The organism is Ruegeria sp. BK1, assembly GCF_056535645.1.
The window spans coordinates 1,831,394-1,847,479 of the sequence record NZ_JBQFIS010000001.1 but is presented as its reverse complement, the minus strand read 5'-3'; the positions used below and the strand labels follow the sequence as shown (position 1 = coordinate 1,847,479).

Annotated in this window: 15 protein-coding genes; 1 reads left to right on the top strand and 14 read right to left on the bottom strand. The window is 56.4% G+C overall.

Annotated elements, in window-relative coordinates:
• Positions 1-22: 22 nt before the first annotated feature.
• From ACR3E7_RS09255 to ACR3E7_RS09205, 11 genes are all read right to left on the bottom strand, one after another.
• Complete coding sequence (locus tag ACR3E7_RS09255) at positions 23-568, bottom strand: prepilin peptidase (protein ID WP_170769977.1); 546 nt, start codon at positions 566-568, stop codon at positions 23-25.
• Between the two features lie 3 nt (positions 569-571).
• Complete coding sequence (locus ACR3E7_RS09250) at positions 572-1,423, bottom strand: tetratricopeptide repeat protein (protein WP_480502784.1); 852 nt, start codon at positions 1,421-1,423, stop codon at positions 572-574.
• An 11-nt stretch (positions 1,424-1,434) separates the two neighbouring features.
• Positions 1,435-1,992: a tetratricopeptide repeat protein gene (locus ACR3E7_RS09245; protein WP_237218035.1), complete on the bottom strand. Its 558-nt coding sequence runs from the start codon at positions 1,990-1,992 to the stop codon at positions 1,435-1,437.
• A gap of 50 nt (positions 1,993-2,042) precedes the next feature.
• The gene (locus tag ACR3E7_RS09240) at positions 2,043-3,029 is read right to left on the bottom strand and encodes a type II secretion system F family protein (protein ID WP_170769979.1); all 987 of its coding nucleotides are present in this window, start codon (positions 3,027-3,029) and stop codon (positions 2,043-2,045) included.
• Positions 3,030-3,039: 10 nt separating this feature from the next.
• Positions 3,040-4,008 (bottom strand): type II secretion system F family protein, encoded by a 969-nt coding sequence (locus tag ACR3E7_RS09235; RefSeq protein ID WP_170769980.1) that lies wholly within the window; start codon positions 4,006-4,008, stop codon positions 3,040-3,042.
• 12 nt (positions 4,009-4,020) lie between these two features.
• A complete protein-coding gene (locus tag ACR3E7_RS09230) occupies positions 4,021-5,463 on the bottom strand; it encodes a TadA family conjugal transfer-associated ATPase (protein WP_170769981.1) in 1,443 nt (480 codons plus the stop codon).
• Between the two features lie 24 nt (positions 5,464-5,487).
• On the bottom strand, positions 5,488-6,723 hold the full coding sequence (locus ACR3E7_RS09225) for a CpaE/TadZ family protein (protein ID WP_170769982.1): 1,236 nt from the start codon (positions 6,721-6,723) through the stop codon (positions 5,488-5,490).
• Positions 6,724-6,924: 201 nt separating this feature from the next.
• Positions 6,925-7,557 (bottom strand): OmpA family protein, encoded by a 633-nt coding sequence (locus ACR3E7_RS09220; protein ID WP_480502783.1) that lies wholly within the window; start codon positions 7,555-7,557, stop codon positions 6,925-6,927.
• Positions 7,558-7,573: 16 nt separating this feature from the next.
• Positions 7,574-8,980 carry a type II and III secretion system protein family protein gene (locus ACR3E7_RS09215; RefSeq protein ID WP_170782873.1) on the bottom strand — a complete coding sequence of 469 codons (1,407 nt, stop codon included), beginning with the start codon at positions 8,978-8,980 and terminating at the stop codon, positions 7,574-7,576.
• 190 nt (positions 8,981-9,170) lie between these two features.
• The gene (gene cpaB, locus ACR3E7_RS09210; RefSeq protein ID WP_170782872.1) at positions 9,171-10,052 is read right to left on the bottom strand and encodes a Flp pilus assembly protein CpaB; all 882 of its coding nucleotides are present in this window, start codon (positions 10,050-10,052) and stop codon (positions 9,171-9,173) included.
• Between the two features lie 458 nt (positions 10,053-10,510).
• Positions 10,511-10,723: a Flp family type IVb pilin gene (locus ACR3E7_RS09205; RefSeq protein ID WP_170769986.1), complete on the bottom strand. Its 213-nt coding sequence runs from the start codon at positions 10,721-10,723 to the stop codon at positions 10,511-10,513.
• 352 nt (positions 10,724-11,075) lie between these two features.
• On the opposite strand from ACR3E7_RS09205, the gene ACR3E7_RS09200 reads away from it, so the two are divergent.
• Complete coding sequence (locus ACR3E7_RS09200) at positions 11,076-11,936, top strand: lytic transglycosylase domain-containing protein (protein ID WP_170782871.1); 861 nt, start codon at positions 11,076-11,078, stop codon at positions 11,934-11,936.
• A gap of 40 nt (positions 11,937-11,976) precedes the next feature.
• Here the strand turns inward: ACR3E7_RS09200 and ACR3E7_RS09195 are convergent, their stop codons facing one another.
• From ACR3E7_RS09195 to topA, 3 genes are all read right to left on the bottom strand, one after another.
• Positions 11,977-12,603 (bottom strand): CoA transferase subunit B, encoded by a 627-nt coding sequence (locus ACR3E7_RS09195; RefSeq protein WP_480502782.1) that lies wholly within the window; start codon positions 12,601-12,603, stop codon positions 11,977-11,979.
• Positions 12,603-13,307 (bottom strand): CoA transferase subunit A, encoded by a 705-nt coding sequence (locus ACR3E7_RS09190; protein WP_170782869.1) that lies wholly within the window; start codon positions 13,305-13,307, stop codon positions 12,603-12,605. Before ACR3E7_RS09190 ends, ACR3E7_RS09195 begins: the two co-directional genes overlap by 1 nt.
• Positions 13,308-13,399: 92 nt before the next feature.
• Complete coding sequence (gene topA, locus ACR3E7_RS09185) at positions 13,400-16,018, bottom strand: type I DNA topoisomerase (RefSeq protein ID WP_480502781.1); 2,619 nt, start codon at positions 16,016-16,018, stop codon at positions 13,400-13,402.
• Between the last annotated feature and the right edge of the window lie 68 nt (positions 16,019-16,086).

The following is a 16,086-nucleotide window of genomic DNA, read 5'->3' as shown; positions in this document are numbered from 1 at the left end:
GACAAGGCGGGTTAATGATAGTTTACGAGCCGTAAACAGTTCCCAGTATCAGATAAAGGGCGAGGCTACCGCCAAGCGCAAATCCCATGGGAAATTGCTTGCCCCTGTTCCAGCTTTCCCATTCGGGTGCGATGGCCCTTAAGGGGGTCGCCTTGGCCAACCGATGCGTGGCAAATGCCGCCAATGTAGTTGCCATCAAAATCAGGATCACCGCACGAAAATCGGCGGTCCACACAAACGGAGAAGCCGCCGCAATGAACTTGGCGTCCCCCGCGCCCATGACCCCGGCGACATTAAACAGGATGCCCAAAACCAGAAAGACGAGCGCGTGCAGAAGTTGCCAGATATAAGGTGGAAGGGAAATCGCAATTGGCCCCAGCCGCCCCTGCGTCCACTCCATTGACCAAGGAGGCAGTAGAAACAGACCGATCACCACAAAGACGCCAAACAACGCTACCACAGCGTGGTTCTTGATCAGCATCTCGCGCATGTCGGTGAAAGCAACATAAAAACAGATCGGCAGGACGAACGGCAAAAACCAGGCCGCGGCCTCTGCTGGGATGTGCATCAATCAGGCTTCCTCGAGCGCACGGAGCGAACGAACCGCTTCCTCGTAGTGCTGCGGGTGCGTGGAAATCGCTTCCCGGAACAGGTTCTTCGCAGTGGCAACATCGCCTTGTTTGACTGCGGAAATCCCCATTGTGTTCAGCAACATAGCGCGTTCAACCTGCGTCATCGGGACAACCGGCATCGCATAGTTTCCCTGAGCCGCACGCGCCAGAACCAGATTGTTCTTGGCGGTAAAGAGGGTCCGGTCCTGACGAATTGCTTCAGCGAACAGACGCTCTGCGTCTTCGTAATCGCCGCGCGACAGTTTGGAATAGCCCCAATTGTTCATCACGCTTCCGGGACGGGTCGTCAAACCGACAGCGGTTTCATAAAAATGGTCCGCGCGGTTCCAATCTTTTTGAGAATCCGCGACAACCGCCTCGAGGCGATACCGTTTGAATGTCTCATAGGTTGGCGAAATACCGTCCAGCACCGTCTTGGCCTGCTTCCAATCGCCCGACCGGACCAACGCGTCCGCATACTCCACACGGTCCACGTTGCCGGACCCTTTCATGGTGGTGACCTTTTTCCAGGCGGCCGTCGCCTCGGTGGTGCGTTTCGCGCGAGACAGTGAAATGGCCAGACCGCGCTGCAAATCAATCCGACCGGGGTTCTTTGCGGCTGCGCCCTGGAAATAGGTCACGGCCTCGTTCGGGTCTGCGGCGGTCAGCAGGACATCGTTCAAATTGGTCTCGTCGATGACGTTTACTTCCTGAAACGTCTTTTCGACCTTTTCCTCTTCGGTTTCTTTTTCGCAGGCCGACAGGATCAACCCACACAAAACCATCGACGGAATCAAGAATTGTTGGCGCATTTTTGCGTCCCTTACTGCTCAGGCTCTGGTTCCGGGAGCTTGCGAAGCGTGAATTGCCCGTCGCCTTGCTGCTCCAGTGTGTATTCTTGTTCTTCTGGAGTAGTATTAACAGGATTTTCCATTTTTGCGAGAGCTAAGCGCAGATTGTCCAGAATTGCGTCACTTTCGCCATTGTCCAACGCGAAGGCGCGCCGAAAGACCTGAGCGGCCTCAGGATATTCGCCTTTTTCGATCAGCAAAACGCCCAGATTGTTCCAGGCAACGGACCATTCAGGGTCCTCCTCGACCGCGCGGCGCAACAGGGTTTCAGCCGGCTTCAACTGCTTCAGACCCAGATTTGCAGTGCCCATACCGGTCAGGATTTCGGAGGTCATACCCTGATCCAGAGCGGCACGGGCAAAGGAATCCAAGGCAAGATCATATTCACCCGATACCAGCAGGCGATTGGCGACCACCAACGGATCCTCGGCCTCGCCATCTGGATCAAAACTAGGCGGGGTGAGGTTGTCACTCTGTGTCGTTTCCGTGCAAGAGGCCACCATGGTAAAAACCATGATGGCCTGCAGCATGCGGCGCACCCTGTTTGAGACGCCCCTGTTTATGTTTTTCATCGGTTTTTTTAACCACTGCCAGTGTTTGCGAAATCCGAGATAGCTTTTGCCGAAGGACCGACCAAAATGACCAGCAACGGCGGCACCGTCAAAATCATTGTGGCAAGTGTCATTTTGGTTGGCAACTTGTTAGCGGCCTCTTCGGCCCGCATAACACGTTTGTCACGCATTTCGCTGGCATAAACCCGCAGAGCGTCTGCGATCGACGTCCCGAAAGTGGCCGACTGGATCATCACTGTCACGAACGAGTTGACGTCCTGCACCCCGCATCGCGTCCCAAAGTCACGCAGAACAGTGTCTTTGTCCTTACCAGCCTTCAGCTCGTAGGCGACGACCTCGAACTCCTGCGCGATGTCAGGGTAGGAGGCTTTCATTTCGGACGCGACCCGGACGATGGCCTGGTCCAATGATTGGCCGGCCTCAACACAAACCAGCATCAAGTCTAACGTGTCAGGGAAGCCGGCTTCAATGGCACCCTGCCGCTCGGCGACGCGTCTGGTGATCCAATAGCGGGGCAGGAAGTAGAGAGCGGCCGCAGGGATCAAAACGCGAATGATCATCTGTTGCGAGGTGAACTCCTGGTCTCCGGCAAAAACGGTTACCAAAGACATACCGATCAGTAGGCCGACGATGCCCAGAGCGAATTGCGCAAAGTGGAAGAAGCGAACGGCGTCCTTGGACTGATACCCCGCCTGACGCAGTTTGAGCTGCATTGCAGAGAGTTCTTCTTCATTTTTCGGCTCCAGAAAGCTCGAAAACTTTTCAAGCTGTTCGTTGCGGCCTGCGGTGCGCAGTTTGTCGCGCTTGTCCTTCTTGCTCTTCTTCGGTGCCGCTTGCGAACGCTGCAACTTTTTCAGCGGATCTTCACGCTGATTCATCATCAACGGAATTGCGACAAGGATCATTAGTACCCCCAGCGCGCCCACGATGATCAACGGGCCGAATTCGCCGAGATGTTCTGTGATCAAGTTATTGATATGGGTCAGGAATTCCATGGGGTCCTCCTCAGACCTTAATGTTTGTGAGAATGCGCATGACGATTAGGTTCACCGTGAGCATGATGCCAACAAAGAAGCATGCCGGGATAAACCAGGGATGGTCCAGAACCTCGTCATAGTATCCAGGGTCTTTCACCAGAATGAAGACCAGGCAAAAGACGGGGAAGCCGGACAGGAACTTACCGGACCATTTCGCCTCGGCCGTGATGGCTTTTACACGACGGAACAGACGGAACCGCGATCGAATGACAAGCGCCAAACCAGCAAGAACCTCGGCCAGGTTACCCCCGGATTGTTGCTGAATGCCGACGGCAACGGACAGAAAGCGCAGATCCTGCATGTCGAGCCGCTCGGCCAGATCCTTCAGGGCCTCGCCTACGTCGCGGCCATAGGCACATTCGTCCGCAATCACGCCAAACTCGGTTGCAAGTGGATCCTGAACCTCGTTCGCCACAATCTGGATGGTGGATACGAACGGGTTACCGACCCGAAGCGAACGCACCATCAGTTCCACAGCATCTGGCAATTGTTCTTCCAGCATGGCCATGCGCTTGCCGGCCTTGTGATTCACCCACGCATACACGCCTCCAACGCCGATAGCGATTGAGAGCGCAATACGCAGGACCACATCTGTTGCGGTTCCGATGCTCAACCCCATGAAGGCAAAGCCCGACACCAGGACCATGATCATGATCAGTTGCCGCGGCGAAAACGCAATCGCCGCCTTCTGCGCTTTGTCGGCCAGAAGCGAATAGAGCGGGATGCTCTGGGATTTCATGTGCTGCTGCATTTCCTTGCGCAGCTGTTCCAGAACCTGTTCGCGCCCGACACCTTTATCGAGCATGTCCAGACGTCGATTGACGCGGCTGTTTAAGCTGATGGATTTGCCGAAGGCGACCAGATAGATCCCTTCGACCAGTGCCAATACGGCGACGAAAATGACGACGTAAATAAGGGCCTCGACTGGCAGTTGCATAATGGGAACTCCTTACATTGTCGTCGGTTCGTAGATCGCTGGGGGCAGGTCAAAGCCCCACAGACGGAACCGTTCCGAATAGTGGCTACGTACACCGGTGGCGGTGAAATGACCGATGATTTTGTTCTCAGGCGTCAATCCAACACGTTGAAATCTAAAAATTTCTTGCATCGAAATGACGTCACCTTCCATGCCTGTGATCTCAGTGATCGAGGTCATTCGGCGCGAGCCATCCTGCAAGCGGCTGGCTTGCACGATCAGGTTCACAGCGCTTGAGATCTGGCTGCGGACCGCCTTGATCGGCATTTCGATCCCGGCCATCGCAATCATGTTTTCCAGACGCGAAATCCCATCACGGGCCGAGTTGGCGTGGATTGTCGTCATCGAACCATCGTGGCCAGTGTTCATAGCCTGCAACATGTCGATCACCTCGGCGCCACGCGTTTCACCCACGATGATGCGGTCAGGGCGCATACGCAGGGCGTTCTTCAGACAGTCGCGCGGGCTGACTTCGCCTTTGCCTTCCACGTTTGGTGGACGGCTTTCCATCCGGCCCACATGGGTCTGTTGCAGCTGAAGTTCCGCCGTATCCTCGATGGTCAGGATACGCTCGGCGTCATCGATAAAGCTGGACAGGGCGTTCAGCGTGGTCGTTTTACCCGAACCGGTACCTCCCGAGACGATCACGTTCAGCCGGGTCGACACGGCGGCTTGCAAATAGGCGGCCATTTCTTCGGTGAACGCGCCGAAATTGACCAGGTCGTCAATGCCCAGCTTGTCCTTTTTGAACTTACGAATGGACACAAGCGAGCCATCCACCGCAATTGGCGGCACCATAGCGTTGAAACGCGAACCATCGGCCAGACGGGCGTCAACATACGGGTTGGATTCATCCACACGACGACCCACGGCGGACACGATCTTGTCGATGATCCGCATCAGGTGCTTTTCATCTTTGAACGTGATGTCGCTGATTTCCAGCTTACCATGACGTTCCACGAAAATCTGTTGCGGGCCGTTTACCAGAATATCGTTTACGGTATCGTCCTGAAGCAGCGTTTCCAGCGGCCCAAGCCCGGTGACTTCGTCATATAGTTCTTTGTTCAGTTGCGAACGGTCATCGCGGTTGAGCACGATGTTCTTGTCTTCCAGAACCTCGCTGGCGATCGAGCTGATCTCGGCCCGCAGTTCGGCTTCGCCCGCATTCTCAAGGGCCGCCAGGTTCAGGTTCTCAAGCAGTTCACGATGCAACTCGATCTTGATCTCGCCCAACCGCTCCTTACGCTTGCGTTCCTTGTCACTTGCGACCGGCTCGGCGGTTTTTTTCTTGAGCGGACGCCGCGCGACCGCAGTCGCCGAAGCTGCTTTTTCCGGCGCCGGGGCAGGTGTCGCGGCTTGCGCCTTGATTGCTTCGACCGGCTGTCCGGCGGGCTGTTTCTTGTATCTTGAAAACACGTCGGATCCCCCTTTGGGATGATGTTACGCGGCCTCGGCGCTGCTGCTGCCAAGGGTGTGAAGTGACTTTGCCAGTTTTGCGATTTCCTTGCGCAATGGGTTCTTTGCTGCCGAATTGGCCAGCGGTAGACCGTGATCGCCGCTTTGCATCACCGGCTTGCCGCCGTCGGGTAGTTGCAGATCAATCGAAATACCCAGGCTTTCGCCCATACGTTTCACGCGGCTTTTACCGTTTAGATCAGTGAATTTCGGGGCCCGGTTCAGGGCAAACCGTAGCTTGTTGAAGGGCAGTTCCTCGGCCTGCAACGCGCGCTTGAGGCGCAGAGCGTTTTGGGCCGAGCGCATATCCAGCTCGATCAGGGCGAAATATACATGCGCGGCCTGAAGAACGGTTTCCGACCACTGCACCAGCGTGCTCGGCATATCGACGATCACATAGTCAAAGTGCTTGCGCGCGGTATCAATCACGCGCTGGATGTCTTCGGGAGTGATCAGATCCAGCGGAACCATGTCCGAAGGGGCCGTTAGAACCTGCATCTTGTCTTCGTAGCTTTGCAGCGCTTGCGAGAAGACATCGTCATCCATCGAATCCGTGTCTGACAGCATCTCGAACACCGTTTCTCGACGCGGCAGGTCCAGATAGGTCGACACGGTGCCAAACTGCAAATCCAGATCCAACAGGCAGACCTTCGGGGTTTCCTTGTCCGATGCGGTTGCCAATTCCCAGGCAAGGTTGACGGCCATTGTCGTCGATCCGACGCCGCCAGCCAGCCCATGCACAACGAACAAAGCACCTTCTTTCGACTCGCCCTGCGTCAGCTGAACCGCAGCTTGTTGTGCGACAACGACGGGGTCAGGCTGATTCATGCGCGCGATTGCTTCTTGCAGTTCGCCTTCGGGAAGAGGGTAGGGAACAAATTCGTCCGCGCCCTTGCGCAGCAACTGATGCAGCGATGCCGGAGTCACATCTTCGGCAATAAGGACGACTTTGATTTTCTTTTCTTTAGCGCGCGAGATGATCTCGCCCATCTGGGTCAGGTTGTCCTCGTCTTCGCCGTCGATGGCAAGAGCGACGAATTCCAGGTTGTCCGCCTCGGGCTGTCCAAAGAAAGCAAGTGCTTCCGCAAATCCCAGATCGCCCCAGCGCTCACCCAGAGCGGCTTCCATATCTTCGATGAGCAAGTCGAAATTCTGGACATCTCTGCTGATCGTGCAGGCCAGAATGGCGGTGTTGTCATCTTGCGTCGTTGCGCTTGTCATTAACCCAATCCTCATCATGAGGGCAGCCATCCCGGCGAACGCAATCGTTCGATCAGGCTGGCTGTTGCCCTGCTGCGGCCTTTTACGGCCGACTTCACCCAATTGTTGAAAATGTGGCTTGGAACTTAGGCAAGATTTAGGCGCAAAAGAACCAATTGTAGGGAATTGGGCGACGATGTCGCCCAATTCAAGTTTATTGTTTTATTCGTTGCCGGTGATGGTGCCGAGAGCGGTTTCAGAGCGCAATTGGTTGGCATAGGTCGCGCTGCCGATATACTCGCGGTAGATCACCTCGGCGTATTTTCCGTCCAGAATCAACGGGTTGCCGTCCACAAAGCCGGAAACCTCGGTCACTGTCCGGCGGTTGCGGCGATCCCGGTTCGGGGTGTCGATCAACGGACGCGTCTTGCCGAAGGATGCAACAGCTTCAAGACGAGAGCGTGAAATGCCCTGTTGGGTCAGGAATGCCACTGCGGCGTTCGCCCGGCGTTGACCCAAGGCCTGGTTATAAGCCTGAGAGCCGACCGCATCAGTGTGCCCATAGACGCGGAACCGCGCTTCTGGGAATTGTTTGATCCAAGCCGCTTGCCGCAACAGAATCCGCCGTGCCGATTCATCCAGCTGTGCGCTGTCGAAGGCAAAGTTGATCTGCGTCGGCACCTCGGCGGCGAATCTCTGACCCAGAATTTGAGCGTAGCTCAGGTCGCCGTTCAGGACACGCGTGTTGTGCAGTGTCGCATTTCCGAATGCGCCTTGGTCGATTTCATATCCGGCCTCTCGCGTACACGCGGTGACAGAGACCGAAAGACCCAGTGCGATTATCCACTTTTGCATTGGTCCTATCCTCCTATCAATCCAGGACGTAGCCGTAAGAGCTACCGAAGTCCTGCTTGGCGACCTCAGAAGCCGCGCCGGCTCCGGCGGGTTCGGTTCGTGCGACACGGCCATTGATAAACAGATCAAATTCGCTGGGCGGTTTGACCCGATCTGTCGGCAATGCCAAAGCTTCGCCACGTGTGGGCGACACCAGGTGTGCCGTCACAATGATGACCAACTCACTTTGCGCACGCTGGTATTCCGCGCTGCGGAACAGGGCACCCAAAACCGGCACATCGCCGATCCAGGGAACCTGGCTGTTGATGTCGGTAAAGTCATCCTGAATCAGCCCAGCGATTGCGAAGCTCTCACCATCGCGCAGTTCAACAGTTGTGCTGGTTTGGCGAACGATGAAGGTGGGAACATTGTCACCCTGGATTGTGAAGTCCGAGTTTCCGTCAATGGCCGACACAGAGGCCGCCATTTCAAGATTAATAATGCCGTCATCCAGAACGCGGGGGATAAAGTCCATCTCTACGCCGAAGGCGCGATATTCGATCGCGATGACGCCATCGTCCTGTGGCACAGGAATCGGGACCTCACCACCGGCAAGGAAGGTGGCTTCCTGACCGGACAGGGCCGAGAGATTCGGTTCTGCCAGGCTGCGGGCCAGGCCTTTGGATTCCAACGCTTCAAGCAGCAGGCGAACCTGAGTAGACCCTGCGCCAAATCCAAAGAGGATTGCGCCGGTATTGGTCTGAACGACTGGAATGTTATTGTTCAACGCATTCGTCAGAGCCGGAAGGTTGTTCAACGTGTTGAAACCACCTGATGTGTCAGTCCCGGCAAAGCCCAGCGAAGCGGTCAGACTTTTGGCAACCGACCGGTTCATCTCGGCAAAGCGAACTTTCAGCATCACTTGTTGAACACCACCGACCGACATCAGGTTGGACACACGTTCGGGCGCGTAGCGCTCGGCCAACTCCAATGCGCGGGCCAGTTTGCCGGAACTGGATACTGTCCCGGACAATACGATCCCGTCATTTGCAGTTCGTACTTCAATCCGCTCATTGGGAAGAATCTGACGCAGACGCTCTTTGAACTCCGATACATCCGGCGAAACCCGGACCCGAACATTCGCAAGCAAGTTACCTGCACCGTCGAACAATGTCAGAGTGGTCAGACCGGGCGCTTTACCCAATACATAGATCGTGCGATCCGAAAGCGACGAAATATCAGCGATGCCAGCGTTGGCAATGCTGAGCTCGGCGAACGGCTGCTCACTCTCAACAACAATGGCGCGGTTCATCGGGACATCCAGCGTTTCCGCTGTTCCCTTCTTTACCACGCGAAGACTTTCAGCCCAGGCGGTCTCACCGATTGAACTGATAACAAGCGTCAACCCCAGCAGGGTTGCGCTGATCCAAGAATATATTTTCATGTGACCTGCCTCTCCGATCACGCCTCGTTTTAGGTTTAGCACCTTATGCCTGTTAACCCTGCGCGAATTACGAATTTATTGCAATAATCAAGGGTTTCTGGAATTTTCCTTATGTGGACAATTCGCAACATCCAAAATGAAACAAGCCGCGCAGAGGCGCGGCCTGTCATCCTAAAGCGCTGATTTGGCGCTAGTTTGTGCAGGGTGTCACGATTCCGGTATCAAAGATTTCGGCGCCGCGACGGGTCTTAATCGTGCAGACTTCTTCGACGGCTGCAGGTGCCGCAGGAGCGGTCTCTTTGATTCCCAACAACTTGCGTTGGTCAACCTCGACGGCGCTTGCGACCGTCTCATCTTGTACGCCAACCAGAGCCAATGACAAACGGCCTGTGTTCTGCGCTTGCGCTAGGGCGGCAATCTGTTCAGGTGTAGCCGCAACAGTAACAGTACGCGCGATCGTTGCGCCAGCCAGATCTGATCCGGCGGTTTGGTCGACTGCAATCAACTCGATATTTGTCTGGATCAGACGAGTGATTTCGCCGTTGTTGCCGGCAATCGCACCGCTAAGAGAGCCGGTCCAATACACGTCGACCTTGTCGCTGGGGCGTAGGAAGCCCGAAACCCCCGAGGCCACGTCGACACGGATTGCGAACGCACGCATCCCTTTGGCAAGGCGCGAGGTCAGACCTGCTGCTTCGCCCGGCTCAGTCACTTTGACGGCCATCAAAGCTTCATCTTTTTCCATTGTCCTCAGTACAAAACGGTCGCCCTTTGCTGCTTCTGGAAAAAATGCTGCCATTTCGGAAAAAGTGCCTTCGGGAATCGCATCTTCGGGCCATTTCACGACGCGCACATCTTCCTGGGCGATGCGCTCACCATATTTCAGGGCGCGTGTTGATACCAAAACGTCAACAGTCGGCACGGATTTGACATTCGCCAAAGCCTCTTCCGCCGCTCGTTTCTGTCGCTCCACTTCTGCCTGAGTCTGGGCGATATAGTCCCGCGCCAAGTAAACAGCGCCACCGGCCAAAGCCACCCCTATAATCAGGACTAGTCCAAATACTGCACGCATTCGTGTCCCCTCGTATCATTTTGTTGTCGTTTAATCGCCGATTGGATTTCGGCCATGCTCGACCTTGGGTATCGGTCAATTGTGTCGAAAAGAGGGACAATCCCGATAGTTTTTGCGTTTTTTTGTGCAGAGCTTACTCAAGCCTACACTGAACTTAAGAATCTGGGCTGTCCGAAAAATCCAGGTCTATTTCATGCACAACTACAGACGAGACCGCGGCGCCGTTTCTGGCGTCCAAGTCTTTTACTGGTTCCGCTATGTAAAGGCCGATGAAAGAAGCGAATCCAACAATCGCGGCGGTCAAAACAACCCAGTCGACCGTGACTGCTCCATTTTCGCAATCCAAAAACTGTTTAAGTCTTTTTAGCATGTGGCACCATGGCAAGGACGCTTAAAAAAAATGGGGCCAAGCCTAACTAAGCATGACCCCACCGAATTTGTTTTCAACAGGAGTGGTATTACGGAGTAGTACCAAACGAAGTGTTGATGTCGGACGGAGTGTCAACCGTGCCAAGTGCGGTACCGACGTTGCGCGAAACAGTCGCGGTGCCGTCGCCGATCTGAGTGTAAGCAACTGCGGCCAGGCCAACGATAGCTGCGGTCAGAACGACCCAGTCAACTGTTACGGCGCCGTCTTCGTCTTTGCAGAAGTTCTTGATGAACTTGATCATGTTACGTCCCTCCTAAGGATCAAAATAGTTAAGTAAACCTCGGCGTCTTCCAGAGCTTTCTCTCTCAGTCCGCTCCCGACCGTCTCGGTATGGCATTATGTTTGACGGGCAGGCGTGGCAGGAATTGGGCCAAACCCCAAATTTTTTCGCTTAAGTTTAACTTTTTGATAGCTTTCACGGTAAGTCACTGATAATAAACAATTAAAATATTCTCTTTTGCTCGAGGATGTGAAATCTGCGATGCAAAATTGCGGCAAATGAGGCGAATCTGCCCCAATTCACGTTGTTTTTATGGCCTTAGCCGTCGATTCCGGGTTCATATCAGCCAAAAGAAATCCGTGAGGCGGGCAAAATGAATCTCCGGAATGTAATGCTGAGCGTCAGCTTGGCGGTTGCGACGATATTGGCTCCTGTTCAAGCGCTTGCGCAGACGCAAGAGCCAAGAGGTGTCTATAAACGTGTCAAAGCGCCAAAGCCGGGGACGCGCCCACGCGTGACCGTGCAGATAACACCTCAGGAACATGCGGCGGCTCCGTCCGCGCCCAGTACCGGGGCAGAGATTGAGGTGCCGGAGGTAATCGCTCGTACCCGCGTCGCACCTCCGGCCTTGCCGGGCGGATCGGACAAACCGGTTGGGTCCTACAAAGCCTTCTGGGACAAGATATCTCCTGAATTGGCGCAGGCCCGGGCTGGCCGGTTGGAAGATGCGATGAATGCGCTGATCGCAATCAACGTGGCCTCCCCTCGGCTGCAGACCCTTCAGACCATTGCACAGCAGCAAGGGATTGAGATCCTGCGGCAGACCGTGGGCACTAATGTGTCCCCAGCATTGGTTTTGGCTGTGATCTCGGTGGAATCGGCTGGCCGGTCTGACGCGGTCAGTTCAGCAGGTGCACAGGGGTTGATGCAGCTTATGCCTGCCACTGCCAGGCGCTTTGGCGTCGAGGACAGTTTTCACCCCGGCCAGAACATCTCGGGTGGTGTGAAATATCTGGACTGGCTGATGAACGAGTTCGACAACGACCCGATTCTGGTGCTGGCGGGCTACAACGCAGGCGAGGGGTCGGTGCGCAAACATGCCGGGGTGCCACCGTTTTCCGAGACTCGGGACTATGTGCCCAAGGTGCTAGCGGCGTTTCAGGTGGCCCGCGCGCTTTGTTCCACGCCACCCCAATTCATTTCCGACGGCTGCGTGTTTCAGACGCTGAATTGAAATAGGCCCGCTTGAACCAGCGGGCCTTTTCATTGGATACTCAGTTGACGATATTGGACTCGGTGGCGGCACGAATCTCGTCCTCGGTCACGCCCTCGGCGATCTCGACGATCTTGAGGCCGCCGTCGACCACGTCCAACACACCCAGATTGGTGATGATGCGGTTCACCACTTTTTTGCCTGTTAAAGGCAGGGTGCATTTCTTCAGCAACTTTGATTTGCCGTGCTTGTTGGTGTGATCCATCACTACGATCACGCGGCCCACACCGGCCACCAGATCCATCGCACCGCCCATGCCTTTGACCAGCACGCCGGGGATCATCCAGTTGGCCAGATCGCCTTCTTCATCGACTTCCATCGCGCCCAGAACAGCGGCGGCGATCTTGCCGCCCCGGATCATGCCAAAGGACGTGGCACTGTCGAAATAGGACGTACGAGATAGCTCGGTAATCGTTTGCTTGCCCGCGTTGATCAGGTCGGGGTCTTCCTCGCCCTCGAAAGGGAAGGGGCCCATGCCCAGCATTCCGTTCTCGGATTGCAGAGTGATGTCCTTGTCGCCCACATAATTCGCCACCAGCGTCGGAATACCGATGCCGAGGTTCACATACATGCCGTCTTCCAACTCTTGCGCTGCGCGGGCGGCCATTTGATTGCGGTCCCAGGGCATTATGCGTCCTCCTTCTTGCGGGTGGTGCGCTGTTCGATGCGCTTTTCGTGGCTGCCTTGAATAATGCGATGCACATAGATGCCGGGCAGGTGGATCGCGTCGGGGTCCAGCGAGCCACGAGGCACGATTTCCTCAACCTCGGCCACGCAGACCTTGCCGCAGGTCGCAGCGGGCACGTTGAAGTTCCGGGCAGTCTTACGGAACACCAGATTGCCGGTGTCGTCGGCCTTCCACGCTTTGACGATCGCGAGGTCGGCAAAAATGCCTTCCTCCATTATGTAAGTCTCGCCGTTGAAGTCCTTGTGCTCTTTACCTTCGGCGATCACGGTGCCAACTCCGGTCTTGGTATAGAAACCGGGGATACCTGCGCCACCGGCGCGCATACGTTCGGCAAGAGTACCTTGCGGGTTGAACTCTAGCTCGAGTTCGCCGGCCAGGTACTGACGCATGAATTCGGCGTTTTCGCCAACATACGAGCTGATCATCTTCTTGACCTGCTTGGTCTGCAACAGAATGCCGATGCCGAAATCGTCGACGCCTGCGTTGTTCGACGCAAAGGTCAGGTTCTGCGTACCTGCCTCCTTGATGGCCTCAAGCAACAGTTCCGGAATACCGCAGAGGCCAAATCCGCCTGCAGCGATGAACATGTCGTCATGCAGCAGCCCGTCCAGCGCCTCGGCCGCGTTTGCATAGACTTTTTTCATGAAAAAACTCCCCCAATGACATGGTGATGGGCAGGTTGTGCCGCCACGTCACGGGGAAGTCAACGAATCCAACAGGGTGGTGGTATTTCTACCTATGAGGCCGCCTTTTTGGCCGTCTTCTTCGCTGCGGCTTTCTTCTTGGGGGCAGCTTTCTTTTTGGTGCCTTTCTTGGCAGCGCGTTCGTTGACCAGTTCGATGGCCATTTCCTGCGTCACGTCCTCGGGCTTGATATCCTTGGGGATGGTCGCGTTGACCTTTTCCCACTTCACATATGGCCCATAGCGTCCGTCCAACACCTGCATCGCGCCGCCATCGGGGTGATCGCCCAACTCCTTAAGCGGTTTTGCCGCCGCCCGGCGTCCACGGCCCGGATTGGCGCGCTTTTCGGCCAACATCTCGACCGCGCGGTTCATGCCGATTTCAAAGACGTCATTGGGGTCTTTGAGGTTGGCATAGACGGGCTTCGCCTCTTCCGGCATCTGGTGCATGATATAGGGCCCGAACCGTCCGAAATTCGTGCTGATCATGCCGCCCTCGGGGTGTTCGCCGATCTGGCGGGGCAAGGACAGCAGCGTCAGCGCCTTGTCCAGATCCATGTCATCCTTGCTCCATCCACGGGGGAGGGATGCACGCGGGGGTTTCTTGTTCTCGGGCCTTGGCTCGCCGCGCTGGACGTAAGGCCCGAACCGGCCGGATTTCAGCCAAATCTCATCGCCCGCATCTTCGCCCAGCAGACGTTCATCGCCCTCAGCCCCTTCGCCCGCGATGGGGCGGGTATAGGTGCATTCGGGGTAGTTGCCGCAGCCGACAAACCCGCCGGTGCGCGAGGTTTTCAAGTGCAGTTGCCCCAAGCCGCATTTCGGGCAAACGCGGGGGTCGGAGCCGTCTTCGCGCGGCGGATACAGCTGGGGTGCCAGCGCTTCATCCAACTTGTCCAGTACTTCGGAAATCCGCAGCTCGGACGTCTCCCCAATCGCGGCCGAGAAATCGCGCCAGAATTTACCCAACAGGTCTTTGTAGTCGCGGTCGCCCGCGCTGACATCGTCCAACTCGCCTTCCAGATTGGCGGTGAATTCATAGCCCACGTACTGCCGGAAGAAATTCAGCAAAAAGATCGTGACAATCCGGCCTTTTTCTTCGGGGATCAGCCGGTTCTTATCCTTGCGCACATATTCGCGGTCCTGAATCGTGGTCACGATCGAGGCATAGGTTGATGGACGCCCGATCCCTAGCTCTTCCATGCGTTTGACCAGCGTGGCCTCGGTATAGCGTGGGGGTGGTTGGGTATGGTGTTGCAGGGCCAGAACGGCCTCATTGTCGGACAGAACTGCGGCCTTGTCCTCGGCTTTCGAGAACTGATCCTTAAGCGAGGTCTTGGCGAACCGCGCCGGATCGCCCTGCATGATCTGCGGCAGGCGTTTATCGTCGTCATCGGCAACGTCGTCGCGGCCTTCTTCATAGACGCGCATGAAGCCGTCGAACATGACCACCTGACCGGTGGCACGCAAACCGACTTGGCCGTCATCGCTGCCGATCTCGACCGTGGTGCGTTCCAGCCGTGCCGCGGCCATCTGACAGGCAATCGTGCGCTTCCAGATCAGGTCATACAGCTTGCGCTGATCCTCATCCGTGATCTTCAGGTCGCTGGCATCGCGCGACATATCCGTGGGACGGATACACTCGTGGGCCTCCTGCGCGTTTTTGGCCTTGTTCTTGTAGATGCGCGGGCTGTCCGGCACGTATTCCTTGCCATAGCGGTCAGAGATGGCATCGCGAGTGGCGGCCACGGCCTCGGGGGCCATGTCGATACCGTCGGTCCGCATATAGGTGATGTAGCCCGCCTCATACAGTCGCTGCGCCACCTGCATTGCATGGCGCGCGCCCATGCCGAACTTGCGGCTGGCCTCCTGCTGCAGGGTCGAGGTCATGAACGGGGCCGACGGGTTGCGCGCCGCAGGCTTCGCCTCGACGGAGGTAACGCTGAGTGCGCGGCTGGTGATCGCCTGCACAGCCAGTTCTGCCTGCGTGGTGTTTTTCAGGTCGTGCTTGTCCAGCTTGTTTCCAGCCAGAGTGACCAGACGCGCCTCATAAGTTTGGCCGCGCGGGGTCTCGAACAGCGCTTTGACCGACCAGTATTCGACCGGCTTGAATGCCTCTATCTCCATCTCGCGCTCGACGATCAGGCGCAGACAGACCGATTGCACGCGGCCTGCCGACTTCGCCCCGGGCAGCTTGCGCCACAGGACGGGGGACAAGTTGAACCCCACCAGATAGTCCAGCGCGCGGCGGGCCAGATAGGCTTCTACGAGAGGCATATCGACCTGACGTGGGTTCTGCATCGCCTCGGTCACGGCGTCCTTGGTGATGGCGTTGAAGGTCACGCGGCTGACGGGCGTGTCCTTCTTGATCGAGCGGCGCTTGGTCAGCGCCTCTTGCAGGTGCCAGCTGATCGCCTCGCCCTCGCGATCGGGGTCAGTGGCGAGGATGAGGGCGTTGTCTTCTTTCAAGGCGTCGGCGATGGCTTTGACATGCTTGCGGCTGTCGGTGCCGACTTCCCATTTCATCTCGAATTCATGTTCGGGATCGACCGATCCGTCCTTGGGTGGCAGGTCGCGCACATGGCCATAAGACGCCAGAACCGTGTAGTCGGGGCCAAGGTATTTGTTGATCGTTTTGGCCTTGGCAGGGGATTCTACAACAACTACAGGCATTTAGGGGAAAACCTCGCTCGACGAATTTGGCGCCTTCTATGATGGTGCAAAATGTGTAGGGCAAGAGC

Coding starts and splice junctions, on each gene's coding strand:
- ACR3E7_RS09215 (WP_170782873.1), bottom strand. CDS start 8,980: ATGAAAATATATTCTTGGATCAGCGCAACCCTGCTGGGGTTGACGCTT.
- ACR3E7_RS09200 (WP_170782871.1), top strand. CDS start 11,076: ATGAATCTCCGGAATGTAATGCTGAGCGTCAGCTTGGCGGTTGCGACG.
- cpaB (WP_170782872.1), bottom strand. CDS start 10,052: ATGCGTGCAGTATTTGGACTAGTCCTGATTATAGGGGTGGCTTTGGCC.
- ACR3E7_RS09225 (WP_170769982.1), bottom strand. CDS start 6,723: ATGACAAGCGCAACGACGCAAGATGACAACACCGCCATTCTGGCCTGC.
- ACR3E7_RS09205 (WP_170769986.1), bottom strand. CDS start 10,723: ATGATCAAGTTCATCAAGAACTTCTGCAAAGACGAAGACGGCGCCGTA.
- ACR3E7_RS09240 (WP_170769979.1), bottom strand. CDS start 3,029: ATGGAATTCCTGACCCATATCAATAACTTGATCACAGAACATCTCGGC.
- ACR3E7_RS09250 (WP_480502784.1), bottom strand. CDS start 1,423: ATGCGCCAACAATTCTTGATTCCGTCGATGGTTTTGTGTGGGTTGATC.
- ACR3E7_RS09235 (WP_170769980.1), bottom strand. CDS start 4,008: ATGCAACTGCCAGTCGAGGCCCTTATTTACGTCGTCATTTTCGTCGCC.
- ACR3E7_RS09245 (WP_237218035.1), bottom strand. CDS start 1,992: ATGCTGCAGGCCATCATGGTTTTTACCATGGTGGCCTCTTGCACGGAA.
- ACR3E7_RS09195 (WP_480502782.1), bottom strand. CDS start 12,603: ATGCCCTGGGACCGCAATCAAATGGCCGCCCGCGCAGCGCAAGAGTTG.
- topA (WP_480502781.1), bottom strand. CDS start 16,018: ATGCCTGTAGTTGTTGTAGAATCCCCTGCCAAGGCCAAAACGATCAAC.
- ACR3E7_RS09190 (WP_170782869.1), bottom strand. CDS start 13,307: ATGAAAAAAGTCTATGCAAACGCGGCCGAGGCGCTGGACGGGCTGCTG.
- ACR3E7_RS09255 (WP_170769977.1), bottom strand. CDS start 568: ATGCACATCCCAGCAGAGGCCGCGGCCTGGTTTTTGCCGTTCGTCCTG.
- ACR3E7_RS09220 (WP_480502783.1), bottom strand. CDS start 7,557: ATGCAAAAGTGGATAATCGCACTGGGTCTTTCGGTCTCTGTCACCGCG.